A 26,687-nucleotide genomic window follows, 5' to 3' on the forward strand; every position below is an offset into this window, starting at 1 on the left:
AAGCGCGACTGTACGAACTGCGATCAGAGCGAGGCCAATTGGTCCGGGATCAGGTGATCGCTGACGGTGATTGACTCCGGCAATACCTTCCGGGCCGTCAGCCAGTCGGCTGCGCTTTGAAGCTCGGCGACGAACTTCTTGTTGGACACCGGAATCACCTGGTACTTGCGCTTGAGCTGGATGAACTGGTCGCGGATCGTATCGCTGTAATTGGTGCGTTTCTGGACGATGTGCTCGGCCTCGCTGACATTCTGGCTGGCCCATGCAGCCTCCGTGACGAAAGCGGCGTTGACGGCGCGGACGATGGCCGGATTGTCGGTGGCAAACTTGCGCGACGTAACATAGGACGAATAGTCGATCTGGAAGGGAAGATCGCGGCCTTCAAGAAAGACATCGTGCGCCTTGTATTCTAATCGCGCGATATCGACGCCAGGGCTCCACATCGACCATGCATCGACCTTGCCGGAGGCCAGCGCGGGCGCAGCGTCGGGCGGATTGAGGTAGACGAAATTGACCTTCGAGCGGTCGATGTTGTGCTTTTCCAGAGCGGCAATGAGCAGGAACTCGCCAAGACCCGAGCGGTTCACGGCAACCGACTTGCCGACGAGGTCTTCCACCTTGTTGATGCCGGACGAATCCTTGGCAATGATGGCTGTGGAGCGCGGTTCGTAGAGTACGAACTGGCTGAACACCAGCGGCGAGCCGGCGATGATCGCGGCCAGCGCTGGCGTCGTGCTGCCACCGAAGCCAAAATCAGCACTCCCGCCGGTGACGGCCTGCAAGGTCGGCGCATGGTTGGGGAACGGACCGAGCCATTCCACCTTGATGCCGTCCTTGTTCAGCGTCTTCTCGAGTTCGCCGCGTTCCTTGGCGATCAGCGTGAGTCCGAAAAAGCCCCATGTCAGACGAACCGTATCGGTTTTGCGCCCTTCAGCTGCCAGAACATCGGAGCCGAGAAAAGCGCTCCCACCCGACAGGGCACCGATGCCCGCGAGCGAGGATTGCAGAAAGCGGCGGCGCGATTGGGTGAGGAATGAATCTGACATTGTGTGTTCCTGTTGAGTACGCGAATGAATTCAAGCGGTCTTGAGATCGGCACTGACGCCAAGTTCCGAGAGCAGGGTGGCGCGGGTGGCTGCGGCAGCGCCCCAGGCTGCCGCAGGATGCTCGAAGGCAATCGCGCCATCGCGCATCACGAGAATACGATCGGCCAGGGCGATCGCCTCGTCCACATCATGGGTCACAAGCAACACGCCGGGCTGATGACGCGATACCAGCTCCTTAACGAGCGCGTGCATGCGGATGCGCGTCAATGCATCGAGCGCGGCGAATGGCTCATCGAGAAGCAGAAGCTCCGGTTCCTGAACAAGGGCGCGGGCGAGTGCAACGCGTTGCGCCTGGCCGCCGGAAAGATTGCGTGGCCAGTCATCAAGCCTGTTGCCGAGGCCGACCTCGACCAGAGCCGCCGCGGCGCGCTCCCGCGCGTCGCTGACCTCCAGCCCCAGTGAAACATTGCGCCACAGAGTGTCCCATGGCAGCAGCCGATGTTCCTGAAATACAACTGCAGGCCGGCGCGGCGCGTCGATGCGACCGCCTTGAATAGGATCCAGCCCGGCCAATGCGCGCAGCAGCGTCGTCTTTCCGCATCCGCTTTCGCCCAACAACGCCACGAACTCGCCGCGAGCGATACGCAAATTCAGGTTTTGGATGACGATGCGGTCGCCAAAGGCGCGCTGCAGGCCGGTCACAACCACCGCCGGTGCAGGCTCGACAGGAGAGAGGGTATGAAGCGTCATCGTCCGCTCCCATAGTTCGGGTGCCAGGCGAGAAGCCGACGTTCCAGAAGCTTTGCAATCGAATCGGCCGCCACGCCGATCAGCGCGTAGATCACAATGGTGAGCACGATGACGTCGGTGCGCAGGAATTCGCGCGCGTCCATGGCCAGGAAGCCAAGCCCTGACTGGGCGCCGATGGTTTCGGCGACCACAAGAGCCAGCCAAGCCGTAGCGAGCGAATAGCGGATGCCGGTGAGAATCGACGGCAATGCGCCGGGAAGGATAATGCGGCGGATGAGCTGCCAGGTGCTGAGACCTTGCACGCGGCCCAACTCAAGCAGCTTGGGATCGACCTGCCGAATGCCAAGCGTCGTGTTGATATAGATCGGGAAAGCGACGCCGAGAGAGACCAGAAAAATCTTCTGGCCTTCGCCGACACCGAACCACACGATGACCAACGGTAGCAGGGCGAGGAAGGGGATGGCCCGGATCATCTGAACGCTGCGGTCAATAAGGGCTTCGGCAATGCGCGAGAAGCCGACCAGCGTGCCTAACGCAAAACCGATTCCGCCGCCGATCGCAAAGCCGGTCGCCGCACGCAGCATGCTGACGCCAAGATCGTTCAACAGTGTCCCAGAGACCGCAAGTTTGAATGCCGTTCTGACGACTTTGCTTGGCGCGGGAAGCACCTGGGGCGAAAGCCAGCCCGCTTGCGCAAGCCATTCCCACGTCACTAGCAAGACAAGTGGTGCGATCCAGGATAGCGCCAGCAACAATCGATGACGACGAATGCGTTGCGCGCTTTCTGCCGAAGGCGCGGCAACAGGGTTGCTCTGTTGTGCGGACGCGCGAACAAACTGCGTTTCGATCGTTTGTTCAGCGCTGCTCACGAAAGAATCATCCTGCTTCTGTCCTGCTTTGCGCTCGGTGTGGTCGCTCAATGAACCAAACCATAGATCAACGGGCGCATCGGTGTGAGCGAAACGAGTTCGAATTCAAAAATAAGGATGTTCGATTTGCACTTTGCGACGTTGAAGAAATGTTCGGCCCGCTTCAGTCGAAAACTTTGGAAGATCAAACTGCGCAATTTCTGCGAAAACGGATGCGGAGACAATTCATTTCGAGTTGTCGCCGGAAAGTAGGTCGATCATCTGCCAGTCTGCAATCGCGCAGCTGCTTGATGAAGAGATCAGTAAGAGAATTTCGATGACGACTAGGCCGATCCGGTTTGGAGTGTGGGCGCTTGTCCATGGCTCACGCGCAGCGCATCAGGATCCAGAGGAGCCATATGATGCATCGTGGGAACGAAACAGAAGACTTGTGCTCCAGGCAGAGGCGCTGGGATACGATTCAACCCTGATTGCCCAGCATACGATCAATCCGCACCAGGAAGATCTTGATCAATTGGAGGCGTGGACGTCGGCAGCGGCGCTTGCGGCGCTCACAAGCCGGATCGAGATCATCACCGCGATCAAGCCATATCTGTTCCATCCCGTTGTTCTCGCAAAGATGGCCTTGCAGATCGAAAATATCAGCGGTGGGCGTTTCGGCATCAATCTGGTCAATGCATGGAACAAGCCGGAACTGGAGAAGGCCGGGATCGGATTTGCGGATCACGATGACCGTTACGCCTATGGCCGGGAATGGATATCGGTGGTTTCCAGATTGGTGAGCGGCGAGCGTCTTACCCACAAGGGTGAGCACTTCGATGTGCGCGACTACGCGTTGCGCCCCAAGGATCTTTATCGCGCCCGTCCGGCGATTTATGTCGGGGGTGAATCCGCACCCGCACGCGATCTCGTCGCCGAGCATGGCGATGTGTGGTTCATCAACGGTCAGCCGCTGGCGGATGTTTCCGCGCTGATCGCGGATGTGGCGGCGCGACCCAAAATCGGGCCGCCGCTGCGCTTCGGATTGTCCGCGTTTGTTGTCGCCCGTGAGACCGATTCTGAGGCTGAAGTCGCACATCAGCGGCTATTGGCGCTGGCGGCCAAGGACGCGCCCATGCGAGAGATCCAGAAAGCTAACACCGACCCCAAGGTCGTGATGATGCAGACCATGCAAAAATCACCGCGCGTCGGGAGCAATGGCGGCACTGCTGCCGGTCTGGTCGGAAGTTACGACACGGTCGCGGCGCGTATTCGCGAGTTTTACGACGTCGGTATCGAACTCTTCATGCTGCAGTTCCAGCCATTCGAAGCTGAAATGCAGCGATTTGCCGAGGAGATCATTCCTCGTGTGCGGAGCGGCCACAACATCAATTCAGCCAGCAGATCCCGATCGGCAATTTGAATCAAGGAGAAGTCATGTCACGTATTTCCATCAAGACGAAAGCCGATCTCCCAAGGGAGCTTCATCCGCTGTGGGACAAGATGACAACCTACGGTGCATTCGAAAATCAGGCTGGCGCCATGGCGCATCGATTGCCGATTTTCAAGCATATGTGGTCGCTGCTGGTCGATCTGGCGGAAGAGGGGGCTCTATCAAAGCGCCATCTTGAGCTGGCCCTCGTGTCGGTGTCTTTGCTGAACGAGTGCACATACTGCGTATCGCATCATGCACCCAAGCTGGCGGTTCAGGGCGTGTCCGAGGCCGGAGCTGCTCGCCTGCTGGACTATCACGATCACCCAGAGCTTAACGATCTCGACAAACTCGTCGTGGAATACACGATTGCGGTGACCAACAACTGGAACCGGACGCGCGACGAACTATTCGATCGGCTGCGGAGCCATTTCACCGAGGCCCAGATTGTCGAACTCACCTGGCGTATTGCGCTGTGCGGCGCCTTCAATCGCTTCAACGACATTCTGCAATTCGATATCGAAGACGGCGTTGTCGCATCCGAGGCTGCGGAATAGCCGATCAGCAGGGGCCAGTGCGTCTTGCTGGCCCTCGCACCATGACTGGTTACTCGGCGGCTTCGGCTGCTCTGTATCGATAGCTGACTGCGGGATGGGGGGCGTGGAGGCGCTTGCGGCCCTTACCAAACAGCTTTTCCCGCAATGTCCCTGGCTGGTAAGCATCCTTGTAACGTCCTCGGCGCGTCAGCTCCGGCACAAGAAGGTCGGCAATATCTTCAAAGCTTTCTGGAGAAAGCGCGAAAGCCAGGTTCAATCCGTCGACGTCGGTCTGTTCGACCCACGCCTCGATCTCGTCGGCCACCTTTGCGGGAGTTCCGACCACGACAGGTCCGATGCCGCCAATGCCGACATGCTCCGCCACCTCGCGCACTGTCCACACCCGATCGGGATCGGCGCGTGTGATGTTATCCATGGCAGTCCGCCCGGCTTCATTGTGAACATGCCGGACTTCCTGGTCGAGATCGTAGGTCGAAAAATCAACGCCGGTCCAGCCGGACATCAGGGTGAGAGCGCCTTCATGGTTGATGTAGCGGCGATAGTCCGCGTATTTGGCTGCAGCTTCTTCCTCGGTTCGTCCGAGGATAACAGTCATCATGCTGAACATGAGAATCTCTGCGGGATTGCGGCCGGTTTCAGCCGCCAGCTTGCGGATGGCTGCCACTCGCGGCGCGATCACCTTGGCCGAAGGGCCTGACATGAATACGCATTCGGCATGCTGAGCAGCGAATTGACGGCCGCGCGGTGACGTTCCGGCCTGATAGAGGACCGGCGTCCGCTGGGGTGATGGCTCGCTGAGATGAATGGCATCGAGCTGGTAATTCTCTCCATCGTGCTTGACGCGATGTACCCGCGCGGGGTCCGTGAAGATGCCGCGGGCGCGATCCCGCAGCACAGCGTCGTCCTGCCAGCTGCCTTCCCATAGCTTGTAGACGACCTGCATATATTCGTCGGCCACGTCGTAGCGATCGTCATGCGCAGTTTGACGATCCTTGCCCATTCCTCGCGCAGCACTGTCGAGATAGCCGGTCACCACGTTCCAGCCGATGCGTCCATCGGTCAGATGATCCAGCGTCGACATCCGGCGGGCGAACGGGTAGGGCGGCTCATAGGACAGCGTACAGGTGACGCCGAAGCCGAGGTTTTCGGTCACGGCGGCCATCGCCGAGACAAGCAACAGCGGATCATTGACAGGCACCTGTGCCGCGTTACGCAGCGCTGCATCCGGGCTGCCGCCGAAAACGTCATACACGCCCAGCACGTCTGCGAGAAACAGCCCGTCAAATCTTCCGCGCTCCAGCGTGCGCGCAAGATGAGTCCAGTACGACAAGCGATTGTAATCGCTGGATTGATCGCGTGGATGGGCCCAGAGCCCCGGAGATTGATGCGCGACGCAATTCATGGCGAAGGCATTGAACCGAATTTCTTTTGTCATGATCTAATTTCCGAGATGTGAGGCGCGAAGCGAGCTGGCGATTGACTGGCAGTTCAGTGCGCCACGCCGCGCTCTGTAGAGTCGATGAAGTAGAAACTGTCTGCACGGTGTCGCGTTCGAAGTTCAATCGTTCTCATCACACGCATCTCTTTGGAATTGACCATTTTGTCGACGCGCGCCGATATAGGAACAGTTTTTCGGATCAGGCAACCATGCCTGATCGCTTTGGAAATATCTTTCGGAGATCACTCAAGTGAGGAATGAAATGCATTACGCGATGTTGGCAATGCAGCGTCCTGGAATTGCGAAGCGCGGCTTTTGTGGAATTCAATTCCTTCGGCTGGCATCTGCCGTCGCTATTTCGTCAGTGCTGATTTCCTCACCGATCGCTCATGCTGAAACACCCCAGCAGGGCGGGACATTGACTGCAATCATACAACCTGAGCCGGTTATTCTGACGGCGGCGTTGAACACGGCTGCTCCGACGGGAACGGTCACTGGAAACATATTCGACGGCCTCGTGGATTATGACACCAGCCTCACGCCGAAGCCCGCTTTAGCTGAAAAATGGGAGACATCTCCCGATGGCCTGTCGATCACACTCCATTTGCGCAAAGGTGTACTCTGGCACGATGGCAAGCCGTTTACCGCGGCCGATGTCAAATGGACGCTTGAGAATGTCTGGAAGACAATTCATCCGCGTAACCAGGCGACCTTTGCGAAGGTCAAGCAGGTCGATACTCCGGACGATGTGACGGTTATTCTGCGCCTGAGCGAGCCGTCTCTCGCGATTCTCAGCTCGCTCAACAGCAACGGTGCGCAGGTGCTGCCAAAGCATCTCTACGAGGGCACTGACGTCCTCAACAATCCGTACAACAACAAGCCGGTCGGTACTGGTCCCTTCGTTTTCAAGGAATGGAAGAAGGGCGAATACATCGTTCTGGAGCGCAACCCGAATTACTGGGATAAGGGAAAGCCGTATCTCGACAAGGTTATCTACAAGGTTGTCCCGGATGCCGCGGCCCGTTCCGCCGGCTTTGAGAAGGGTGAAATCCAGTACGGCGCGCTCAGCCCGGTTCCTTTGAAAGACGCCGAACGGCTTGCCAAGCTGCCGAACCTGAAAGTGGAAACGAGCGGCTATGAATGGCTGTCTCCCTGGCTGTTTCTCGACTTCAATGTCGAGCGCGGCCCGCTGAAGGACCCTCGCGTCCGCCATGCACTGGCGCGCGCAATCGATCGCAAGGCGATTTCAAATGTGGTATGGTACGGCTTTGCAAAGCCGGCCACGAGTCCGGTCCCGTCCTCACTCGCGGCGTTTCATGATGCGAATGCTGCGAGCGATCCTTTCGATGTGAAGTCGGCGGACGCGCTGCTGGACGATGCTGGCTTCAAGAAGGGAGCGGACGGGACGCGCTTCACGCTCTTCATCGACTACATTCCGTATGGCGACGATTACAAGCGTACGGCCGAATACATCAAACAGGCGCTGAAGCGAGTCGGCGTCGATGTGACGATCCGCACGCAGGATACGGCGGCGTTCACCAAGCGGATTTACGGTGATCGCGACTTCGATCTTCAGATCACATGGTTTGCGGCCTTTTCGGATCCCCAGATCGGTGTGACCCGTGCCTATTGGTCTGCATCCATCGGCAAGAACATTCCTTGGACCAATGGGTCGGGCTATCGCAGTCCCGAAGTCGATCAGATTATTTCCCGCGTTCAGGGAGAAGCCGATGCCTCCAAACGGGTCGCCCTGTTCAAGGATTTCCAGAAGATCGTGTTGAACGATTTGCCCACATTGCCGCTTGTCGAACTCAAGTTCTTCACGGTGCAGGCTGCCAATCTGAAGACGCTGACGATCCGTGGCGACCAGGTCTATGGCAGCTTCCGTGATTTCTGGTTTGAGCCTCCGAAGCAGAACTAGGCCATGCACGTTATCAGTGATCTTGCATTGATTCTTGTGGTCCTCGGCCTGATGGCCGGCAGTGATGGATTCCGGACATGATTCAGATAAAGCCTATCCTGATCTCAGTTGTTACCGCTATGTTTGCAACAGCGGTGGTTTCTGCTTCGGCTGGGGACGCGCCTAAGCAGGGCGGTACGCTGACGACCATCGTGCAGCCTGAACCGGTGACGCTAACGCCGGCGGCCAATACGGCGCAGCCGACGCAATATGTCGCGGCCAATATCTTCGACGGCCTTGTTTATTACGATCTCGACCTGAAGCCGCAGCCATCGCTGGCGCAAAGCTGGACGGTGGCGCCGGACGGTCTCACCATCACGTTCAATCTTCGCAAGGGCGTGAAATGGCATGACGGAAAGCCGTTCTCTTCGGCCGATGTGAAGTGGAGCCTGGAGAATGTCTGGAAGACGATCCATCCGCGCAACCGGGCGATCTTCGAGAATGTTGCCAATGTCGATACACCAGATGAGGCGACCGTCATCCTGCGTCTTTCGAAACCGTCGTTGCCAATCCTGAGTGTCATCAACGGTGTCGGCGCGCCGATCCTTCCAAAACATCTCTATGAAGGCACCGACATTCTGAACAATCCTTACAACAACAAGCCCGTCGGGACCGGCGCGTTTGTTTTCAAGGAATGGAAGAAGGGCGAATACGTCCTGCTTGAGCGGAACCCGGATTACTGGGAACCGAAGAAACCCTATCTCGACAAGATCGTCTTCAAGGTGATCCCGGACGCTGCGGCGCGGGCGGCGGCGATCGAAAAGGGAGAGGTGCAGTACGCAGCGTTCAATCCTGTGCCGTTCCGAGATGTTGAGCGGCTGGCGAAACTGCCGGCGATCAAGGTCGAGACCGGCGGTTACGATTGGCTATCACCGGTGCTTTATTTCGACCTGAATGTCGAGAACACATACCTGAAGGATGTCCGCGTCAGGCAGGCCATTGCCCATGCAGTCGATAAGGACGCTCTCGCGAAGGTCGTCTGGTATGGCTACGGCAAGCCGGCCGCGAGTGCGGTGCCATCCACGCTAACATCGTTTCACGATGCCACGGTTCCAAAGTACCCGTTCGACCTGAAGAAAGCTGAAGCCTTGCTGGATGAGGCCGGGTTTAAACGCGGCGCAGATGGAGTGCGTTTCACGCTCAATCACGATTTCCTGCCTTATGGGGATGACTATAAGCGCACCGGCGAATACCTGAAGCAGGCGCTCAAGCGGGTCGGCATTGAGGTCAATATCCGATCGCAGGATACGGCCGCTTTCATCAAGCGTGTCTATGCCGATCGTGATTTCGATATTTCCAGTTCGTGGAACGGCGCGTTTCCAGACCCGCAGATCGGCATTGTTCGCGAATACTGGTCGGGCTGGCTGGGGACCAAGACGCCGTGGACCAATGGCTCCGGCTATCGCAATGCCGAGGTGGACGGTCTGATTCAGGCGGCCGCAATCGAGGGCAATCCGGCAAAACGGGTGGAAGGATTTAAACGCTTCCAGCAGATTGTTCAGCGCGACGTACCGACGCTGCCGTTGCTGGAATTGCGGTTCTTCACATTGTATTCGGCCTCTCTCCGGGCGGGTGCGCAGCAAGCGGACCAATCCTATGGCTCGTTGAAGAACGTCTGGTTCGATACGCCGCCGGCGCAGAACTGACGCGCCGGGTGGTCGGATGACGGCGACAACGGCAAGTTTTTTGGGGCGGCGGCTGTTTCAGCTTCTGCTTGTCGTGTTCGGCATCGCCGTCATCAACTTTTTTCTGCTTCATCTTGCGCCCGGTGACGCGATACAGGTGCTGGCGGGAGAGGCTGGATCGGCGACGCCCGAATATCTCGCGGCTCTGCGAAAGCAATTCGGCCTCGATCAATCCCTTCCGGTTCAATTCGCGGTCTATTTGCGTAACCTGCTCTCGTTGAATCTCGGCTTTTCGTTCCGGCAGGGCATGCCCGTTGCGGAGTTGATTGTGCAGCGATTGCCGGCGACGCTGCTGTTGATGGGAACGTCCATTGGTTTCGCGCTGATCGCCGGTTCGGCGCTCGGTATTGCGGCGGCACGCAATGCAGGTCGTCCGGCCGATACCCTGATTTCTGCAATTGCGCTGGTTTTCTATGCGACGCCTGTGTTCTGGACCGGGATCATGCTGGTCGTGGTATTTTCGGTCTGGCTGGACTGGCTGCCTGTCGGAGGGATGGCGAGCATTGGAAGGGACTACACGGGGCTAGCCTATATAAAGGATGTCGGTCTGCACCTGATCCTGCCCGCGGCAACCCTCGGATCGTTCTTTCTCGCGATCTATGCGCGGTTGATGCGCGCTTCGATGATCGAGGTGCAAAGACAGGATTTCGTGCGGACAGCGATCGCGAAGGGCGTGCGGCCCGGACGTATTGCCCGCCGCCATGTGCTCCGCAACGCGTTGTTGCCGGTTGTCACCATGCTGGGTGTGCAGGTCGGTTCCGTTCTTGGCGGTGCGATCCTTGTCGAGACGGTTTTCTCCTGGCCTGGTCTGGGACGGTTGGCCTTTGAAGCATTGTTCCAGCGTGATCTGAATTTACTTCTGGGCATTCTGCTCTGCAGTTCGGTTGTCGTGGTCGTCGCCAACACCCTGATCGACTTTTTGTACACTGTTCTCGATCCACGCATTGAGCTTGTTTGACGATGGCGCTCGTCGATATCGTTTCGCATATTCCGCCTGCGCGCATCGCGCGGATGAATTTCTTCTATCGCGCCATGCGGCAGCCATCTGCTGTCATCGGCATTCTGTTACTTGGCGCCATTGGTATAGCGGCTCTTTTCGCGAGCCAGATATTTCCTGGCGATCCGCTGGATTTTGTCGGGCAACCCTTTCTGAGGCCCGGCGCCGATCCGGCCTTTCCACTTGGCACCGATATGCTGGGGCGTGATCTGGCGTCGGGAATTGTTCATGGCGCCCGCGTTTCGCTGCTGATCGGCGCTGTTGCGACCGCTGTATCCCTGATCATCGGCACCGGGGTCGGTGCGTTTGCCGGGTATTATGGCGGCAGGATCGATGCTGCGTTGATGCGCCTGACTGAATTCTTTCAGACCATCCCGCCATTTCTGTTCGCGCTGACAATTGTCGCAATTCTTCAGCCCACCATTCTGACCATCGTTGGCGCAATCGGCGTGACATCGTGGCCGAGTCTGGCTCGCCTTGTGCGCGCGGAAATACTGCGATTGCGGAATGGCGATATGGTTCAGGCCGTCATCGCGCTGGGGGCGTCCGATGTCCGGATTATCTTTCTGCATCTTCTGCCGAATACGCTTGCTCCCATTATCGTGTCGGCTTCTGTGATGGTTGCCTCAGCGATCCTGACAGAATCCAGCCTGGCGTTTCTCGGACTTGGCGATCCGAATGTCGTCAGTTGGGGCGGCATGGTTGGAGCAGGGCGCGAGGTCCTGCGGTCCGATTGGTATATCGCGACCTTTCCGGGCATCGCGATCGTGGTTGCTGTGTTGGCCCTGAACCTTCTTGGCGATGGATTGAACGATGCTGTCGATCCCAAGCGGGAGCAGCGCTAATGCCCGGTCAAACAGTGCTCTCGGTCGAGGGACTCAGCGTCAAGTTCTCACACAGCGACAGGCCGCTCACGGCTGTCAGTGAAATCGATTTCGAACTCGCACGAGGGGAAACGCTGGCTATCGTCGGGGAATCCGGTTGCGGCAAATCTCTCACAGCTCTTGCGCTTTTAGGACTGATCCCAACACCGGGCAGGATTGAGGGACGGGCAATCCGGCTTGAGGGCCGGGACATCCTCGGTCTTCAGGGCGAGGCGATGCGTCGTTTGCGGGGAAACCGCATCGCGATGATTTTTCAGGAGCCGATGACGGCGCTGAATCCGGTTTTAACGATCGGAGAACAGATCGTTGAGGCCATACGCGAGCACGAAGACGTCTCCTCCGTTGATGCGCGGAAGCGGGCCATTGGATTGCTCGATCGCGTGCGGATACCTGACCCGCGGCGGCGTTTCGACGATTACCCGCACCGGCTATCCGGTGGAATGCGGCAACGCGCGATGATCGCAATCGCTCTTGCCTGCTCGCCCGCCGTTCTTGTGGCGGATGAGCCGACCACGGCTCTGGACGTCACTATTCAGGCTCAGATTCTCGAGTTGATCGATGAATTGAAGCGAGAAACCGGTACGGCTGTCGTTCTTATTACGCACGATCTTGGCGTCGTGGCAGGATATGCCGATCGTGTCCTTGTGATGTATGCGGGGCGCAAGGTCGAGGAGCGAACCACGCATGATCTGCTTGAGGCGCCTCTCCATCCATACACTCGGGGTTTGATTGCTGCGCGGCCACGGATCGGGACGCGCGCCGGATTCCGCGAGCGGTTGACGGAAATACCCGGAATTGTGCCGTCTTTGCGAGACATGCCGGCGGGATGCCGCTTCGCCCCTCGCTGCCCTATCGCGACTGAGGCTTGTCGTCTGGCGCCGCCTCCGCTGATCCCGGTCGGCGCAGGCGGTTCTGTGGCCTGTCTGAGAATTGAGGATTCCCGTGTTTCAAAGCCCCCAGCCGATTATTCCAGCGCATACTGAGCCGCTGCTGTCGGTCGATCACCTAGCCGTCCGGTTCGAGGCCGTGCGCGGGACGGTTCAGGCGGTCGACGGCGTCTCGCTGTCGATTCGTCCCGGCGAGACATTGGGTCTGGTCGGCGAATCCGGATGCGGAAAGTCGACACTTGGACGCACGATCGCGCGGTTGATCGATCCACATGATGGAAAGGTGCGTCTAAACGGGATCGAACTCACGCGGCTCTCCCGCAGCAATTTGCGATCACATCGGCGCGACGTTCAGATGGTGTTCCAGGACCCTCTCGCTTCGCTCGATCCGCGCTGGACTGTCGGATCGCTCATCGCTGAGCCGCTCAACATCCATCGGATCGGCAGCAGGCGGGATCGCCAGACGCGGGTTGCTGAACTGCTCAGAAAAGTCGGGCTACCTGCGGATGCAGCCGAGAAGTATCCGCATCAATTCTCAGGCGGGCAACGTCAGCGGATCGGTATTGCGCGGGCTCTAGCACTTGATCCGAAACTGATCATCCTTGACGAGCCGGTCTCGGCGCTTGACGTTTCGGTTCAGGCGCAAATTCTCAACCTGCTGGTCGATCTTCAAAAGCAATCAGGCGTCGCCTTCCTTTTCATCAGCCATGATCTTTCAGTGGTCGAGTACATCAGTAACCGCGTCGCGGTGATGTATCTCGGCCGGATTGTGGAGTTCGCCTCGCGCGATGAACTGTGGTCGCGGCCGGCTCATCCTTATACGCGCGCGCTTTTGGGGTCAGTGCCTCGGATGGAGAGGGGCCGTGAGCGTCACTCGCGGAAAACTCTCCGGGGAGACTTGCCAAGTCCCTTTGCGCCACCACCCGGCTGCCGGTTTCATACCCGCTGCCCGGTTGCTCAGGACAAATGTCGGAGCGTCAGTCCCACCCTGACAAGCATCGGTGATTCAGAACATCTTGTCGCCTGCCATTTTCCGGTGGGGTTTTCGTGAACGAAAGAAATTCTTACAATCGTTTTGATCATTCTGATCTCGCCGACAAACTATAGTGATGCAATTCACTCACCGAGAGTCGCACATAAAAAACGGCTCTCTCGCAATTAGTTGCCGATGTACTGAATGTGGTATTTCGTTATCGCATTGTAGGACGAAGCGGCTGTCGTGAATTGAAGTCAGGCATGTCCGTGTGGTGAGGCGAACATGCAGAAGTTATTTCTTCTGCAACGCCGACTGTTAGCGTCCCCGAACAGGGATTTTTCAGTCTTTACTTGTTCGTCATAACGCACGTCGCATCCCCTCTGAGAGGCTAATTTTTCACAACGCTGCCCAAAAAAGGTTTTCAGTGCTTTTGACCTGAGCTCTGTTTTCCTTAGAAGTACGCGTGTCATGTAATGGCGGTGATGGCGTTAGATTTTCGCTCTGCGAACAGATTCGCTATCGCGTATGAAGCAGGGTGGATGATGCATATAGCTAGTGGTCGTGCGGTGCTCGCTGAGCGTGAGCTTAATGGTAATCAGAGCATCGAAGCGCGTGAACGTGCATTGCAGATCAGGCTGCAAGCCGGTGGAAAGGTCGAAGACATCTCCGAAATGACTCCGCGATATCGCGAAGTTCTCGAGCAAACGATGTTGATTGCTGCCGATCTCGAGATGTCAACTTTAGGATTTAATTATCCGGCGATTTTGAACGCTCCGACGTTGGATGCCAAAATATCGATTATGTCGGCGGTTCAGGATGAACTCGGCCACGCTCAGGTAACGTACCGGCTTCTCGAGGATTTTGGCTACGACACCGAGGAGCTGCTCTTCCGTCGCGATCCCAAATTCTTCCGGACATTCTATCTGGTGCAGCATCCGGTAAATGATTATGTCACTGCCGTCATCTCGATGTTGATTGGGGATCGTGCCGGTTACACCACTACGCTCGATATTGAGGAGTCGTGCTCTTACGGTCCGTATTCTCGCTCGTTGAGAAAAGTAAACTTCGAAGAGAAGTTTCATGTCGCCTATGGAGAAAAGTGGACCGAATATTTCTGGAACAAGGGGCCGAAGACGCGGAAGCGTATTCAGGATGCGGTCGATTTCTATTTTCCGCTCGGCGCAACTTGGTTCGGACTCCCGGATCACATGAAAACGCGCCCGGATCAGCTGCAGTACAAGGTGAGGGCGCAGAGCAATGATGCGCTCCGGCAGCGCTGGCTAGCTCAGGTCGTGCCGTTCTGCGAGCGGGTAGGGATCAAGATACCGGCTCACTTCGACCGGGAGAAAGGTCAATACGTTCTCGATTACGAGATGCCCATCCTGCTGAACGAAGAGACCGGGAAGTGGGATTTCCGGACGGTGACCTGGGAAGAACAGTTTGCCCAGTGGAAGAAGGGCGGCCCCATCAAGACCGAGACATTCCGCCGGCTTCAGGACGAAGTCTGGGGAGACGACCTTTGGTAAGCGAAAGCGAAGTCTGGGATCGTCTCGAAGCGATTAACGATGCTCACATTCCCGTCAGCCTGCGCAAGATGGGAATGGTCCAGCAGGTGGAAATATCCGACGAACGTGACGTGACCATCCGAATGGCTATTCCGTGTCTCGCATGCCCCGCCGTATCCCTGATGCAGGATCAGATTCGCGGAGCAGTCGGCTCCATAGAGAACATTGGCAAGGTGATCATCGACCACAGTGGGACCGGGACATGGTCGCGGGATCAAGTTGACGCGTCCGCTAAACCCTTCATGCGACAGTTCGGTCTTCAGATATGAGCAACACAGCAAAGCCGCTTTCGATCGCGAGAGCCAAGGATCAGCTCTACGAGGTTTTCGCGCGGAGAAATTCCGATGAAGCGCTGACTCATGTCGGTAGCGTTCGCGCGCCAAATGACGATCTCGCGGAAGTTCAGGCCTGGTACGTTTGCGACCAGCATGAATGGAAGGAAATCTGTCTCGCACCGACGAACTGCTTTATCGCAATCAGCGAGCGCAATCGCGTCATCAAGGTGAAGGAGTTTTGAGATGAATGCGCCTTTGCATGACTCTGACTCGGAACTCGGGCGGCTATTGATCGATGATCTCCTCGCAATCGCCGACACTAAGCTGGTTCTGGGCAACTGGTACGCTGTCAGTACTCACAATGGGAAGTCGATACCCGACTACGCAGCGCTGCTGGCGATTGGGGCCGCGAGCTTCGGGCACGCCCGCGCACTATACCAGTATCTCGGCAGCTTCGGCCTTGGGTACAGTTTCCTCGAGCGTGGTCGCACAGCCGAGGGTATCCGCTCGATGCATCTGCTGGATCAAGCGCCGAAATCCTGGCCTGATTTCATTGCGGGCACGTTTCTGGCGGAGCAGGCGACATGGCTTCTCGCATCCGGTTTTCTCTCTCATCCGGACCGTGCGCTCGCAGGTATTGCAAAGCGCATAGGTGAAGAGAGCTATTTTCATCTCAAGTATGCCAGCGGATGGGCGCGCGTCTTTGGTGCCGGCGATGCCGGGCCGTTCATCGATGCATTGATTTCGCGCTATGCTGATGCAATCGGCTGGTTCGGCACGTCCGATATCGATGTCTTGCACTCGCAAGGCGTTCGACAGACCGGCTTTGAGGAAATTCGCCGGTCTCTCACGGACGAGGTCGCAAAACTTCTCCATCTGGCTGCCCCCTCGGCTTCTCTTCCGATGCAATCCAGTGTTGCAACCCGCGAAACCCGGCCTGGCCTGCGCCAGAGCCCGCTACCTGCCAAGTTGTTCGAGGTCGTTCGCTTTCGAGATTCCGAGGCTGCACCCGAATGAACGGCTCCATTGCCCGGTCGGACGAGGATACCGATTTTTCCGGGATTGCCTGCCCGTTTTGCGAAGGCCTCGATACGCGCGTTGTGTCGATGTTTGGAGGCAATGCAGGCGAGTCGTTGATGTACTGCCAGCCGTGCCGCAGCTACTTCCATTGGATCAAGTGGCGCGGTGCTCTTCCTCCCCATCCGCGCGATGATCGCGCCAATTCCTGAGCCTCGCTCTTTTTGTTATCGAAAGGAAAGTCCGTGTCGTTCAAATCATCAGCCATCTCGGCAGTCGCCGCGCTTACTGTTGCCTTCGCCGGCGCGACTCACGCGCAGGATGAATCGAAAGCGCCTGTCAAGATCGGATTGGTATTGCCGTTCACGGGAATCTTTGCCGTGCAGGCACAGGAAGTTCTGACGGGTTGGGAATTGGCTCTGGCGCAACGCGGTGGCAAGGTCGGCGGCCGTCCTGTTCAGATCATCAAAGAAGACAATGAACTGAATGTCTCGCTCGCCGTGCAGAAGGCGAACAAGCTGATTCAGTCCGATAACGTCGATATTTTGGCCGGAATCTTTAATTCCAGTGCTGCGATCGCGCTGACTGACGTCGCGAAGAAGAACCAAAAGCCTTTCGTCTTCACTTTTGCAGTCGCTGATGAGATCACCGGAAAATACTGCAACGAGTATGTCGCACGTACGTCCTTCAGCGCGAACAGTCTGCATGCGGCGTCAGGAAAGTATTGGGCGTCGACAGGTGTTAAGCGGGCGGCGACCATCGCGCCGGACAACGCCGCCGGCCGCAGCATGATGGAAAGCTTTAAGAAAGCGTTTGAGGCGGATGGCGGAAATGTCGTGAAGCAGGAATGGACACCATTTCAGCGCACCAAGGACTGGGGATCATATCTGACCAATATTCGCGGCACCGACGCCCAGATCATTTATTCATGGTACGCAGGTGCTGAGGCGTCGCAGTCCGTCAAGCAACATGCTGCATTTGGACTCAAGACGTCGCTGCCGCTGCGGGGTGACTTCTGGCTCTACGATACCGCGCAGTGGTCGGTGCTCGGCGACGACGCTCTTGGCGCGCGTTATATCACGATCTGGACTCCGCGTGATGATAATGCTGCCAGTGTCGCGTTCATCAAAGCTTACCGAGAGAAGTTCGGGCGCGATCCGAACGTCAACTCTGTGCTCGGCTACGACAACGCCGTGGCGGTGCTTGATACTGCCGCGAAGCGCGCTGCTGACCTCTCAGACGGCAAGGCATTCATCAAGACACTGACCGAGAGTAAGTTCGACTCGCCGCGTGGGACCTTGAGCTTCAACAGCTCTCATAATGCGCGCGTTCCGGCGGTGTTCGTGGTCGAGCTCGTCAAGGAGAACGGCGCATTCAAGGAAAAGCGGATCACGCAGACCCCGCTGGGTGACGATCTGCCTGGTTGTGACCTGAAGTAAGCCGCGCGCGAGGTTGCCGTCATGCTGATCGTGCAAATTCTGAACGCCTTGCAACTGAGCATGCTGGTGCTCATTCTTGCGCTCGGCCTGACGGTGATCTTCGGTCTGATGGATACGCTTAACCTCGGTCACGGCGCTTTCTATACGATCGGGGCTTACGCTGGCTGGCTGATTTACGGTGCGACCGGATCGTTCTGGGTCGCACTGGTTCTCGCGCCTATCGTGCCGGGTATTCTGGGCGCGTTGCTGCAATATCTCGTGTTTCGACCATTGGTGGCGCGTGGCCGATCGAGCCATCTCGATCTGGCGCTGATCACGTTCGGGATGCTGTTCGTCACCATCGGCGTGACCGATTTTTTGTTCGGCTCCACATTCTCGACAATCCCGCTTCCAAAGATTTTGCAGGGCCAGACCGAGTTTATCGGTATCGTTTATCCGACTTATCGCCTTTTCATCATTCTTGTCGGAGCGCTTGTCGGCTTGCTGGTGTGGGTCGTGCTCGACCGGACCATGGTCGGTGCGCTGGTGCGCGCTGGCATCTCGGACAGGGATATGGTTTCGGCGATGGGATTCGACATCGACAAGATTTTCGCCGCGGTCTTCGGAGCCGGCTGTGGACTGGCAGGTTTTGCGGGCGTCGTCGCTGCGCCGATTTTGAGCATTCATCCGAGGATGGGAGTCGGAATTCTCATCTCGACACTGCTCGTCGTGCTGATCGGTGGACTGGGAAGCGTTCGCGGTTCCATCATCGGCGCTTTTGTCGTCGGTATTGTCGAAACCGTCACCTCGATATTCCTGCCGGAATTTTCGATGGTGTCTGTCTATGTTCTTTTGGCCGCGATCATGATTGTGCGTCCCCAGGGGCTTTCGAGCACGCCGGTGATCGTACGATGAGCGCCGCCGTTTCAGTTCCACGAATCGCGCTTTCAGCGCTTGCCGCCGCTGCGGTCCTCGGCACCGCATACTTTCTGATAAGCGGCGGACGGGTCACGCCGCATGTGATTACGCTGGTTACCGACGCGATGATTTTTGGAATCTTCGCCCTAGCTCTTAACGTTCTATTGGGCTGGACAGGGCTCGTATCGCTTGGACACTCGTTGTTCTATGCACTCGGCGCTTATGGCACGGCGGTGTTCAGCACCATGCTCGGCTTGTCTCCGGCGACGGCTATGGCGGCCAGCATCGCACTGGCACTTCTGGTGGCGCTGGTGATTGGCGCGGTCGCAACACGCGCGACAGGGATGCATTTCCTGCTGCTTACTCTCGCGTTCGGTGAAATGTTCTATGCCGTCTCGGTGAAGATAAAGCTGTTTGGGGGCGACGACGGTATCATCGGAATCTCGCGGCCGGATATCCGCTGGCTCGGCATCAATACTGATAGTCCAATAGGATTCTCGCTGTTCACCGGATTTTTCCTGATCCTTGTCGTCGTTCTTCTTCATGGTGTTTCGATCTCACCCTTCGGTGCTATCCTCCGGGGTATCCGTGAGAACGAAAGACGGATGTCGTCGCTAGGTTACGTCGTCTGGCGATATAAGCTGGCGGCGTTCGCACTCTCTGGTGCAATTGCGGGGCTTGCAGGAACACTTGCCACGCAGCATCTGCAACTCGTCAATCCCGAATTTTCCAATTGGCTGGTGAGTGGCGAGGGCCTGCTGATGGTGATCATCGGAGGTGCGCAAGTGTTGCTTGGGCCAATATTGGGCTCTTTCCTTTTTGTTGTTCTGAAGGACGGGCTGAGTAACGTCTTTCGTGAGCACATTCTGCTCTTCGGACTGTTCTTTGTGTTCACGGTCATATTCTTCCGTGGCGGCATAGGCGGCAGCCTCGCGCGGCTCTGGGGGACGAAGTCATCATGACCGTGCTTGAAGTGATTGGACTCGGGAAATCCTACGGTGCCGTTGATGCGGTCGATGGCGTTGATCTAAAGGTGGAGCGCGGCGAAAGGCGTGCCGTCATCGGGCCGAACGGCGCCGGTAAGAGCACGCTGATGGATCTTGTAACGGGCTGGGTATCGCCGGATCGCGGGCGCGTGCTTCTCGATGGCAAGGATATCACAGGGCACAGCCCCCACGCCATTGCACGGGCGGGGGCCGCGCGTTCATTCCAGCGTACGCGCGTTTTTCCGGCGCTGGACGTGGCGCAGAATCTCTTTCTTGCGTCTCAAGCGCATGCGCCCGGTGTCATGCGCTGGTGGGGTCGTAGCCGCTCGCCCGCCATCAAGCAGGAAATCGAGCGGATTGCCGAGCAGATGAGTTTGCAGAACCTCTTGCGGCGAAAGGCAGCCGAGCTCGCCTTCGGCGAAGCGCGCCGCCTCGAGGTTGCTCTCGCGCTTGCGGGGTCTCCGCGACTTATCCTGCTGGACGAGCCGGCGGCGGGCACGACTCCGGCCGATCGGGAGCTTCTGATCGAGATCATCCGCTCGTTTCCGGCGTCCCTATCGATCCTTCTTATCGAGCACGATCTCGATATTGTTTTCAACTTGTGCGGCACCATCACAGTCATGAGCCAGGGCCGCGTTGTCGAGCAGGGCCTCGTCGATGATGTCAGACGCAGCGAACGTGTTCAGAATGCCTACCTCGGTCGCGCCCATGCTTGATGTGTCAGACATCGTTGCGGGATATGGTGACCGGGATGTGCTCGATGGCGTCAATCTTCGGGTCAAGCCGGGGCAGTGCGTCGCCGTCCTCGGACGTAACGGCGCAGGAAAGACTACTTTGCTGCGGACGATCCTCGGCTACAACAACCTGCGCCGGGGGCAGATCAGGATCGGCGGGCGTTCGATCGAGCGGCAGCCGACCTACAAGATCGCGCGTTTGGGATTGGCCTACGTTCCGGACAATCGTGGCATATTCGCCAATCTGACGGTTCGCGAACATCTCGCGCTTAGCCGACGCGCGGACCACAAGCGAATTCCCAAAGCCGATTTTGAATACGTCAACGAGTTGTTCCCAATTCTGGCCAAGCGTTCCGGTAGTTTCGGCGGACACCTATCCGGCGGGGAGCAGCAGATGCTCGCGATTGCGCGCTCTCTGGTCGGGCGGCCCGATCTCATCCTGCTGGACGAGCCGAGCCAGGGTCTTGCACCTCTGATTGTCGAGCAGGTCACCGACGTTTTGCGGAAGATCCGATCCGGCGGCACGTCGATCCTGCTGGTTGAACAGAATTACGACATGGTGGCGTCGCTTGCCGACCGGGTGCACGTGCTCGGCAAGGGGAGCATCCAGTTCGAGGGCAGCGTCGCCGACCTCGAGCGAGCTGACGACATCCGCAAGACTTACCTCGGCATCTGAGACTGGCGAAAGAGAGTACGATCATGAGCGAATTGAGTCATCCGGTGGTAGATCCTGCCTGGGTCGCATGGAAGGATCCGGATGTCGTGGAGTTTTTCAATCCGACGGAACTCCTTCTTGATCGCCATATCGCGCAGAACGCAGACAGCATTGCTCTATCCATCGATGGAATTCATTATACCTACGCTGAACTCCTTGGTCACGTGAACCGGGGGGCGAATGCGCTCAATGCGTCCGGTTTGCGTCCGGGCGAGCGGGTCCTTCTGTTTGGCATCGACAGCCTTGAATATGTATCGATCTGGCTCGGTGCCCTGCGCCTCGGCGCCGTGCCTGTCGCGGTGGCCGACGCTTACCGTGCCCAGAATCTACGATATTTTATCGAGGACACGGGTGCTCGCATTCTCGCCATCGACGGCGAGCAACTCGCCAAGTTCAACGAGATTGCAGCCGAACTTCCATCAAGCCTCAGTCTGGTGCTGATCAGGCCGGCCGAGGACTCCGGGGATGCTGAGACGCGAATTGGACAGGCTGGTCCGCCACGAAAAAATGTCCTGAACTTGCTCGCCGATTCATCCGACCGGTTTGAACCTGTCCAGGTTCACAAGCACGACGTCGCATATATGTTTTACTCCGGGGGCACGACCGGAACAGCCAAGGGCATTCCGCATCTTGCGCAGGACTTTCATATTGTGCCGGAGCGTCAGGCCGCGGTCTGGAAGACGACCGCGAAAGACGTTACTCACGCGACATCCAAGAAATTCTTCTCGCACGGGATTTGGCCAGGTTTGCTCATTCCGCTGTACACGGGCGGACGCGCGGTGCTCACGCGCAAGCCACCGACGCCAGAGCATCTCATTAATCTGATCGAAACAGAAAAGCCGAGCGGCCTGATCACAGTTCCGACGGTAATCAAGAATCTGCTGTCCTATGTAGAGGCGAACGGCCGCACGTTCGATTTTTCTTCGATCAAGCTTGCAGTGACTGCATCCGAGAAAATACCGCCAGAAATTTTCGAGCGTTTCCACGCTATTTTCGGCATTGAGTTGCTCGATGCGATCGGGAACTCGGAAGTGACGTATTCGTGGCTGTGCAACACACCTTCTAACTTCAAGCGCGGCAGCCTCGGCCGGCCGACATACGGTGTCACGATCAAGCTTGTCGGGCGAGATGGTCAGACGATCACGAATCCCAACACGGCTGGCGAAGCCTATGTTCATAGCGTGACGGCAGCCCCGTTTTACTGGCGCAAGCAGAAGCAGAGTCTTGCGACTTTCAACGGCGGGTGGACGCGTACCGGCGATGAGCTCTGGTTCGATGAAGATGGATTCTACTGGTTTTCAGGGCGCGCCAACGACCTGTTCAAGGTGAAAGGCCTTTGGGTATCTCCCATCGAAGTTGAAGCCGAGATCACGTCCCATCCAGCGGTCTATGAAGCTGCGGTGATTCCTCACGAGAGTGCGGACGGTCTGACCGAATCCCGGGCGTTCGTCGTACTCAAGCCGGGCCACAAGGCTTCGGAGGATCTCACTGCAGAGCTTCAAGCCAAAATCAAACGGAATATTGGCGGATACAAGGTTCCGCAATCGATAATCTATCCATCGACGCTGCCACGCACCACGTTGATGAAAATCGACCGCCGTGCTTTGCGCGATTTGAAAGTCGGACAAGGCACCGATCACGCAGCTTCTCCGCCGGTATCCGTGGAGGCTGCCGCCAAAAGAGCGCAGGCGCTGGATACGCCATCTTCGCAGTAACGGAACCCGCTGCCGGATTCTGGTCAAAGCGGATTCTCAAACTGATCCGGTCTTGGCCGTGATCTGATGATAGCGTGTTCACGGGGCACCACCGGAGGAACCGTCCCCCTCGGGCGGTAGTCGTAACGGGCACTTATTTCGGGAGCATGCGATGACCGCTTCGGCATTTTTACCGCCAATCGATGAGCGGTATTTCGAAGATTACATCGTCGGTGCGAATTACGAGTTCGGCCCCATTGAGGCCGAAGAGCAGGAGATCATCTCCTTCGCAAAGCGTTTCGACCCTCAAACGATGCATCTCGATCCGGTAAAGGCAAAGGACGGCCGTTATGGCGGGCTGATCGCGAGCGGCTGGCACACCGTGTCTCTCATGATGCGTCTGTTCGTCCAAAATTATCTGTCGGCTATAGCAAGTCACGCGTCTCCCGGCGTCGACGAGATACGCTGGTTTCAGCCTGTCCGACCGGGGGATCGTCTGCTGCTTCGTGTGTCTGTTCTGCACGCCAAGGTTTCGCGTACGAAGCCGGATCGAGGTGTTATCATTTCGCTTGTTGAAGCACTTAATCAGAGTGATCTGGTCGTCTGCAGTTTCAAAGCAGTAAATTTGTTCGCGCGAAGAAATTCGTGACAAGAAAGCAGCTAGACTTGCAGTGGTATTGGTAGGCGCTCTTCGTTGGACACCAGGAACTCAGGATTGTGAATGAAGGGGCATTGCAGGGTTGCGTGCATTCCGGCCAAGCGGGTTAATGTGGACCTCTGTGGGTCGACGATTGCTGATGCAATCTTCTGCGAGCCATTCGCTGTTCAAGCGAATGAATTCCCTGATCGGAGCGAATATTTTCCTGTTATTCCGCGTAGGGAATTGGTCTGAAAGCTCCCGAAAAGCGGTGATTTTTGTCGCTAGGTAGGGCCTGCAAGACCAAATTCCCGCGGTTTCCCTGTAAAATTCCCTGTTAGCAGGGAATATAGGCAGAGACGGGCGCGATCGGCACTGCGTCGCCAGCCATCCAATTTTCAGGTTTAAGTTTTGGGAGATCTGATGAGAAGCTCGCCAGTGCTGGGCTTTTCTTAGTTTACGGAGACGTCTGCTGCTTTGGTGCCGGCGATGTTTCGTTCAAAAATCTTACTGAGGTGACGCGAGATGATAGGACGCTGACGCGTCGATCGCCAGCCGGGCCCTGAACCGTGACAGGTATGGCGCGGTGCGGCTGATGGACAATCCAGCGATCTCGGCGGGCGTGCCAAACCCCACCACATGACCGCCTTCGTTACCTGCACCAGGGCCAATATCCATGACCCAGTCGCTGCCGGCCGCGACGCGCATGTCATGCTCCACCACGATGACGGTATTGCCGGATTCGACCAACCCGTCGAGTTGCGCGATGAGCTTCTCGACGTCAGCCGGGTGTAGTCCGGTGGTGGGTTCGTCAAGGATGTAGAGCGTGTGGCCGCGCTGCGTCCGCTGCAGTTCGGTGGCAAGCTTGATGCGCTGGGCCTCGCCGCCGGAAAGCTCCGTTGCCGGCTGGCCAAGCCGCAGATAGCCGAGGCCAACTTGCCGCAGCGCATCGAGGGACCGGCGCACCTGCGCCTCTTCCGCAAAGAACGCGAAGGCGGCGTCGACCGTCATTCCCAGTACGTCGGCGATATTCTTGTCGCGGTATTTTACTTCAAGGGTTTTGGCGTTGTAGCGAGCGCCATGACAGCTTGGGCACGGAGCATATACACTGGGCAGGAATAGCAATTCGACGCAAACAAAGCCTTCGCCCTCGCAGGTCTCGCAACGGCCTTTGGCAACATTGAAGGAAAAGCGTCCGGCGTCGTAGTGACGGGCGCGCGCCGACTTGGTGGCCGCGAAGATCCTGCGAACGTAATCGAAGAGCCCTGTGTACGTTGCCAGGTTGGACCGCGGTGTGCGTCCGATCGCCTTCTGGTCGACGACCACCAATCGCTTGACGCCCTCCATTCCGCTCGCGATGCGGCCGCCGAGTGTGGTCACGACCGTCCGCTCGAGTTCGTCGCCTTCATCGTCGATGGAGGGGGTGGGATGGCCGAGCTGTTTTGCAACCAATTCCACCAGAACCTGGCTCACCAGACTCGACTTGCCCGAGCCGGAAACGCCAGTCACGGTGGCGAATACTCCCAACGGAAAATCGACATCGAGCTCATGGAGATTGTTGCGACTGACGCCACGCAGCCGCAACCAGCCCTTGGGCGAGCGCGGGGTTCGGTTTGGTCCGGTGTAGTCGCCGAACAGGTAGCGGCGGGTTTGCGATTGCTCTACCTGTTCAAACCCTTGCAGCGGACCGCTGTAGAGCACGTGGCCACCGAGTTCGCCGGCGCCTGGCCCGACGTCGACAACCCAATCCGCATGCCGGATCACATCGATATCATGTTCGACCACGAACAGCGAATTGCCAGAGGCTTTCAATCGGTCGAGCGCCGCCAACAGCGCCTCGGTGTCCGCGGGATGAAGTCCGGCGGAGGGTTCGTCGAGCACGTAGACGACGCCAAACAGATTGGAACGCACCTGGGTTGCCAGTCGCAGGCGCTGCAGTTCGCCCGGAGAAAGCGTCGGAGTACTCCGCTCCAAGGAAAGATAACCTAGCCCTAGGTCAAGCAGAACCGTGAGCCGGCCGCCGAGGTCGTCGGCGATTCTCTGCACCACCAGCGCCTTTTCCGGATGCTGCGCCTTAAGCCTGGTGAGGGTAGGAGCAGTGGCCTCCGCATGGGGACGCAAGAGGTCGGCGAGCCTGGCCAGCGGAATTCTGGAGATGTCGGCGATATCGAAGCCAGCAAACTTGACCGACAGCGCTTCGCGGCCAAGCCGCTTGCCGTGGCAGAGTGGGCATTCGGTACTCACCATGTAGCGCGATACCCGCTTCTTGATCGAGGCGCTTTCTGTGGTGGCAAAGGTGTTCAGCACATATCTCCTGGCGCTGGAGAAATTGCCGCGGTAACTGGGCTCCTCCTTGCGTCTGATCGCCTTTTGCACCTCATTTGCGTCATACCCGATGTAAACCGGGACCACCGGTTGCTCGTCGGTGTACAAGATCCAGTCGCGGGCTTTTTTCGGCAATTCGCGCCACGGACGATCGACGTCGTAGCCGAGCGTAATCAGCATGTCGCGCAGGTTGCCGCCATGCCAGGCGGGCGGCCAGGCTGCAATCGCGCGTTCGCGAATGCTTTTGGAATCATCCGGCACCATCGAGCGTTCGGTCACCTCGTAGACCCGACCGAGTCCATGGCATCGGGGACAGGCTCCCGCCGGCGTGTTGGGCGAAAAGGCCTCGGCATCGAGATGCGGCTGGTGCCTTGGATAGTCGCCGGCGCGCGAGTACAGCATTCGAAGCAGGTTGGAAAGCGTCGTGACGCTGCCGACGGAAGAGCGCGTGGTGGGCGCCCCGCGCTGCTGCTGCAGCGCCACGGCCGGCGGCAGGCCGTCGATTTCGTCAACCTCGGGAACCGCCATCTGATGAAACAACCGCCGCGCATAGGGCGAGACGGATTCGAGATACCGCCGCTGCGCCTCCGCATAGAGCGTGCCGAACGCCAGCGACGATTTGCCCGAGCCGGAAACGCCCGTAAACACCACCAGGGCATCGCGGGGAATGGCGAGATCGACACTCTTCAAATTATGCTCGCGTGCGCCGCGCACGCGGACGAAACCCCGCAGATCCTCGCCCGCAACTTCTTGAAAACGAGCTTTGTTGGTTTCTAGCATCCGAGGGAAACGCTTGATCGCTGCGTACAGTTCCGTCCCAAACGGGATCGCTCGACCAGATGTTCGCGATCTGTGGTGACGAGGCACGTACCGTCGGCTCGCGGGCCGTCCAGACGTCCCATCACGTTCTTGATCATCATCGCCTCCTTGTGCCGCCAGAAAT

The 26,687-nt window shown here is 57.9% G+C and carries 25 protein-coding genes; 20 read left to right on the top strand and 5 right to left on the bottom strand.

Going from position 1 to position 26,687, the window contains the following annotated elements; genetic code table 11:
• Positions 1 to 23: 23 nt before the first annotated feature.
• The 3 genes from ACP7AL_RS24355 to ACP7AL_RS24365 are packed head-to-tail and all read right to left on the bottom strand — an operon-like array spanning position 24 to position 2,566.
• Positions 24 to 1,046, bottom strand: coding sequence for an NrtA/SsuA/CpmA family ABC transporter substrate-binding protein (locus ACP7AL_RS24355; protein WP_425995033.1), 1,023 nt, complete (start codon positions 1,044 to 1,046; stop codon positions 24 to 26).
• 30 nt (positions 1,047 to 1,076) lie between these two features.
• Positions 1,077 to 1,796: an ABC transporter ATP-binding protein gene (locus ACP7AL_RS24360; RefSeq protein ID WP_425995035.1), complete on the bottom strand. Its 720-nt coding sequence runs from the start codon at positions 1,794 to 1,796 to the stop codon at positions 1,077 to 1,079.
• Complete coding sequence (locus ACP7AL_RS24365) at positions 1,793 to 2,566, bottom strand: ABC transporter permease subunit (RefSeq protein ID WP_425995215.1); 774 nt, start codon at positions 2,564 to 2,566, stop codon at positions 1,793 to 1,795. Before ACP7AL_RS24365 ends, ACP7AL_RS24360 begins: the two co-directional genes overlap by 4 nt.
• 415 nt (positions 2,567 to 2,981) lie before the next feature.
• On the opposite strand from ACP7AL_RS24365, the gene ACP7AL_RS24370 reads away from it, so the two are divergent.
• Both ACP7AL_RS24370 and ACP7AL_RS24375 read left to right on the top strand, forming a co-directional pair.
• Positions 2,982 to 4,067 (top strand): LLM class flavin-dependent oxidoreductase, encoded by a 1,086-nt coding sequence (locus ACP7AL_RS24370; RefSeq protein WP_425995037.1) that lies wholly within the window; start codon positions 2,982 to 2,984, stop codon positions 4,065 to 4,067.
• A gap of 14 nt (positions 4,068 to 4,081) precedes the next feature.
• Positions 4,082 to 4,633: a carboxymuconolactone decarboxylase family protein gene (locus ACP7AL_RS24375; protein ID WP_425995039.1), complete on the top strand. Its 552-nt coding sequence runs from the start codon at positions 4,082 to 4,084 to the stop codon at positions 4,631 to 4,633.
• A 49-nt stretch (positions 4,634 to 4,682) separates the two neighbouring features.
• Here the strand turns inward: ACP7AL_RS24375 and ACP7AL_RS24380 are convergent, their stop codons facing one another.
• A complete protein-coding gene (locus ACP7AL_RS24380) occupies positions 4,683 to 6,068 on the bottom strand; it encodes an LLM class flavin-dependent oxidoreductase (protein ID WP_425995041.1) in 1,386 nt (461 codons plus the stop codon).
• Positions 6,069 to 6,489: 421 nt separating this feature from the next.
• On the opposite strand from ACP7AL_RS24380, the gene ACP7AL_RS24385 reads away from it, so the two are divergent.
• The 18 genes from ACP7AL_RS24385 (at position 6,490) to ACP7AL_RS24470 (ending at position 23,431) form a co-directional block, all read left to right on the top strand.
• On the top strand, positions 6,490 to 7,992 hold the full coding sequence (locus ACP7AL_RS24385; RefSeq protein WP_425995043.1) for an ABC transporter substrate-binding protein: 1,503 nt from the start codon (positions 6,490 to 6,492) through the stop codon (positions 7,990 to 7,992).
• A gap of 77 nt (positions 7,993 to 8,069) precedes the next feature.
• Positions 8,070 to 9,677: an ABC transporter substrate-binding protein gene (locus ACP7AL_RS24390; protein ID WP_425995045.1), complete on the top strand. Its 1,608-nt coding sequence runs from the start codon at positions 8,070 to 8,072 to the stop codon at positions 9,675 to 9,677.
• Between the two features lie 16 nt (positions 9,678 to 9,693).
• Positions 9,694 to 10,674, top strand: a complete 981-nt coding sequence (locus tag ACP7AL_RS24395; RefSeq protein WP_425995047.1) for an ABC transporter permease — start codon at positions 9,694 to 9,696, stop codon at positions 10,672 to 10,674.
• Between the two features lie 53 nt (positions 10,675 to 10,727).
• Positions 10,728 to 11,558 (top strand): ABC transporter permease, encoded by an 831-nt coding sequence (locus ACP7AL_RS24400; protein ID WP_425995217.1) that lies wholly within the window; start codon positions 10,728 to 10,730, stop codon positions 11,556 to 11,558.
• The gene (locus ACP7AL_RS24405) at positions 11,558 to 12,580 is read left to right on the top strand and encodes an ABC transporter ATP-binding protein (RefSeq protein WP_425995049.1); all 1,023 of its coding nucleotides are present in this window, start codon (positions 11,558 to 11,560) and stop codon (positions 12,578 to 12,580) included. The genes ACP7AL_RS24400 and ACP7AL_RS24405 overlap by 1 nt, the downstream gene beginning before the upstream one ends.
• A complete protein-coding gene (locus tag ACP7AL_RS24410; protein ID WP_425995051.1) occupies positions 12,540 to 13,535 on the top strand; it encodes an ABC transporter ATP-binding protein in 996 nt (331 codons plus the stop codon). The genes ACP7AL_RS24405 and ACP7AL_RS24410 overlap by 41 nt, the downstream gene beginning before the upstream one ends.
• A gap of 398 nt (positions 13,536 to 13,933) precedes the next feature.
• Positions 13,934 to 14,986 (top strand): 1,2-phenylacetyl-CoA epoxidase subunit PaaC, encoded by a 1,053-nt coding sequence (locus tag ACP7AL_RS24415; RefSeq protein WP_425995053.1) that lies wholly within the window; start codon positions 13,934 to 13,936, stop codon positions 14,984 to 14,986.
• Complete coding sequence (locus ACP7AL_RS24420) at positions 14,980 to 15,294, top strand: metal-sulfur cluster assembly factor (protein ID WP_425995055.1); 315 nt, start codon at positions 14,980 to 14,982, stop codon at positions 15,292 to 15,294. The genes ACP7AL_RS24415 and ACP7AL_RS24420 overlap by 7 nt, the downstream gene beginning before the upstream one ends.
• Positions 15,291 to 15,542: a phenylacetic acid degradation b gene (locus ACP7AL_RS24425; protein WP_425995057.1), complete on the top strand. Its 252-nt coding sequence runs from the start codon at positions 15,291 to 15,293 to the stop codon at positions 15,540 to 15,542. Before ACP7AL_RS24420 ends, ACP7AL_RS24425 begins: the two co-directional genes overlap by 4 nt.
• A 1-nt stretch (position 15,543) precedes the next feature.
• The gene (locus ACP7AL_RS24430; protein ID WP_425995059.1) at positions 15,544 to 16,317 is read left to right on the top strand and encodes a Phenylacetic acid catabolic protein; all 774 of its coding nucleotides are present in this window, start codon (positions 15,544 to 15,546) and stop codon (positions 16,315 to 16,317) included.
• The gene (locus ACP7AL_RS24435) at positions 16,314 to 16,529 is read left to right on the top strand and encodes a hypothetical protein (protein WP_425995061.1); all 216 of its coding nucleotides are present in this window, start codon (positions 16,314 to 16,316) and stop codon (positions 16,527 to 16,529) included. Before ACP7AL_RS24430 ends, ACP7AL_RS24435 begins: the two co-directional genes overlap by 4 nt.
• A gap of 33 nt (positions 16,530 to 16,562) precedes the next feature.
• Positions 16,563 to 17,756 (top strand): ABC transporter substrate-binding protein, encoded by a 1,194-nt coding sequence (locus ACP7AL_RS24440; protein ID WP_425995063.1) that lies wholly within the window; start codon positions 16,563 to 16,565, stop codon positions 17,754 to 17,756.
• Between the two features lie 21 nt (positions 17,757 to 17,777).
• Positions 17,778 to 18,650, top strand: a complete 873-nt coding sequence (locus ACP7AL_RS24445; protein WP_425995065.1) for a branched-chain amino acid ABC transporter permease — start codon at positions 17,778 to 17,780, stop codon at positions 18,648 to 18,650.
• Positions 18,647 to 19,615 carry a branched-chain amino acid ABC transporter permease gene (locus ACP7AL_RS24450; protein WP_425995067.1) on the top strand — a complete coding sequence of 323 codons (969 nt, stop codon included), beginning with the start codon at positions 18,647 to 18,649 and terminating at the stop codon, positions 19,613 to 19,615. The genes ACP7AL_RS24445 and ACP7AL_RS24450 overlap by 4 nt, the downstream gene beginning before the upstream one ends.
• A complete protein-coding gene (locus ACP7AL_RS24455; protein WP_425995069.1) occupies positions 19,612 to 20,355 on the top strand; it encodes an ABC transporter ATP-binding protein in 744 nt (247 codons plus the stop codon). Before ACP7AL_RS24450 ends, ACP7AL_RS24455 begins: the two co-directional genes overlap by 4 nt.
• Positions 20,348 to 21,049 (top strand): ABC transporter ATP-binding protein, encoded by a 702-nt coding sequence (locus tag ACP7AL_RS24460; protein WP_425995071.1) that lies wholly within the window; start codon positions 20,348 to 20,350, stop codon positions 21,047 to 21,049. The genes ACP7AL_RS24455 and ACP7AL_RS24460 overlap by 8 nt, the downstream gene beginning before the upstream one ends.
• A gap of 23 nt (positions 21,050 to 21,072) precedes the next feature.
• The gene (locus tag ACP7AL_RS24465) at positions 21,073 to 22,803 is read left to right on the top strand and encodes an AMP-binding protein (protein WP_425995073.1); all 1,731 of its coding nucleotides are present in this window, start codon (positions 21,073 to 21,075) and stop codon (positions 22,801 to 22,803) included.
• Between the two features lie 151 nt (positions 22,804 to 22,954).
• The gene (locus tag ACP7AL_RS24470; RefSeq protein ID WP_425995075.1) at positions 22,955 to 23,431 is read left to right on the top strand and encodes a MaoC family dehydratase; all 477 of its coding nucleotides are present in this window, start codon (positions 22,955 to 22,957) and stop codon (positions 23,429 to 23,431) included.
• A 495-nt stretch (positions 23,432 to 23,926) separates the two neighbouring features.
• Here ACP7AL_RS24470 and ACP7AL_RS24475 read toward each other — a convergent pair whose 3' ends face one another.
• The gene (locus ACP7AL_RS24475) at positions 23,927 to 26,524 is read right to left on the bottom strand and encodes an excinuclease ABC subunit A (protein WP_425995077.1); all 2,598 of its coding nucleotides are present in this window, start codon (positions 26,522 to 26,524) and stop codon (positions 23,927 to 23,929) included.
• Positions 26,525 to 26,687: the final 163 nt, after the last annotated feature.

The organism is Afipia sp. DC4300-2b1 (genome assembly GCF_049895725.1).
Classification (GTDB): domain Bacteria; phylum Pseudomonadota; class Alphaproteobacteria; order Rhizobiales; family Xanthobacteraceae; genus Afipia; species Afipia broomeae.

Coding starts and splice junctions, on each gene's coding strand:
- ACP7AL_RS24475 (WP_425995077.1), bottom strand. CDS start 26,524: ATGCTAGAAACCAACAAAGCTCGTTTTCAAGAAGTTGCGGGCGAGGAT.
- ACP7AL_RS24415 (WP_425995053.1), top strand. CDS start 13,934: ATGGCGGTGATGGCGTTAGATTTTCGCTCTGCGAACAGATTCGCTATC.
- ACP7AL_RS24470 (WP_425995075.1), top strand. CDS start 22,955: ATGACCGCTTCGGCATTTTTACCGCCAATCGATGAGCGGTATTTCGAA.
- ACP7AL_RS24460 (WP_425995071.1), top strand. CDS start 20,348: ATGCTTGATGTGTCAGACATCGTTGCGGGATATGGTGACCGGGATGTG.
- ACP7AL_RS24380 (WP_425995041.1), bottom strand. CDS start 6,068: ATGACAAAAGAAATTCGGTTCAATGCCTTCGCCATGAATTGCGTCGCG.
- ACP7AL_RS24430 (WP_425995059.1), top strand. CDS start 15,544: ATGAATGCGCCTTTGCATGACTCTGACTCGGAACTCGGGCGGCTATTG.
- ACP7AL_RS24425 (WP_425995057.1), top strand. CDS start 15,291: ATGAGCAACACAGCAAAGCCGCTTTCGATCGCGAGAGCCAAGGATCAG.
- ACP7AL_RS24375 (WP_425995039.1), top strand. CDS start 4,082: ATGTCACGTATTTCCATCAAGACGAAAGCCGATCTCCCAAGGGAGCTT.
- ACP7AL_RS24400 (WP_425995217.1), top strand. CDS start 10,728: ATGAATTTCTTCTATCGCGCCATGCGGCAGCCATCTGCTGTCATCGGC.
- ACP7AL_RS24395 (WP_425995047.1), top strand. CDS start 9,694: ATGACGGCGACAACGGCAAGTTTTTTGGGGCGGCGGCTGTTTCAGCTT.
- ACP7AL_RS24390 (WP_425995045.1), top strand. CDS start 8,070: ATGATTCAGATAAAGCCTATCCTGATCTCAGTTGTTACCGCTATGTTT.
- ACP7AL_RS24360 (WP_425995035.1), bottom strand. CDS start 1,796: ATGACGCTTCATACCCTCTCTCCTGTCGAGCCTGCACCGGCGGTGGTT.
- ACP7AL_RS24405 (WP_425995049.1), top strand. CDS start 11,558: ATGCCCGGTCAAACAGTGCTCTCGGTCGAGGGACTCAGCGTCAAGTTC.
- ACP7AL_RS24465 (WP_425995073.1), top strand. CDS start 21,073: ATGAGCGAATTGAGTCATCCGGTGGTAGATCCTGCCTGGGTCGCATGG.
- ACP7AL_RS24455 (WP_425995069.1), top strand. CDS start 19,612: ATGACCGTGCTTGAAGTGATTGGACTCGGGAAATCCTACGGTGCCGTT.
- ACP7AL_RS24450 (WP_425995067.1), top strand. CDS start 18,647: ATGAGCGCCGCCGTTTCAGTTCCACGAATCGCGCTTTCAGCGCTTGCC.
- ACP7AL_RS24435 (WP_425995061.1), top strand. CDS start 16,314: ATGAACGGCTCCATTGCCCGGTCGGACGAGGATACCGATTTTTCCGGG.
- ACP7AL_RS24370 (WP_425995037.1), top strand. CDS start 2,982: ATGACGACTAGGCCGATCCGGTTTGGAGTGTGGGCGCTTGTCCATGGC.
- ACP7AL_RS24355 (WP_425995033.1), bottom strand. CDS start 1,046: ATGTCAGATTCATTCCTCACCCAATCGCGCCGCCGCTTTCTGCAATCC.
- ACP7AL_RS24445 (WP_425995065.1), top strand. CDS start 17,778: ATGCTGATCGTGCAAATTCTGAACGCCTTGCAACTGAGCATGCTGGTG.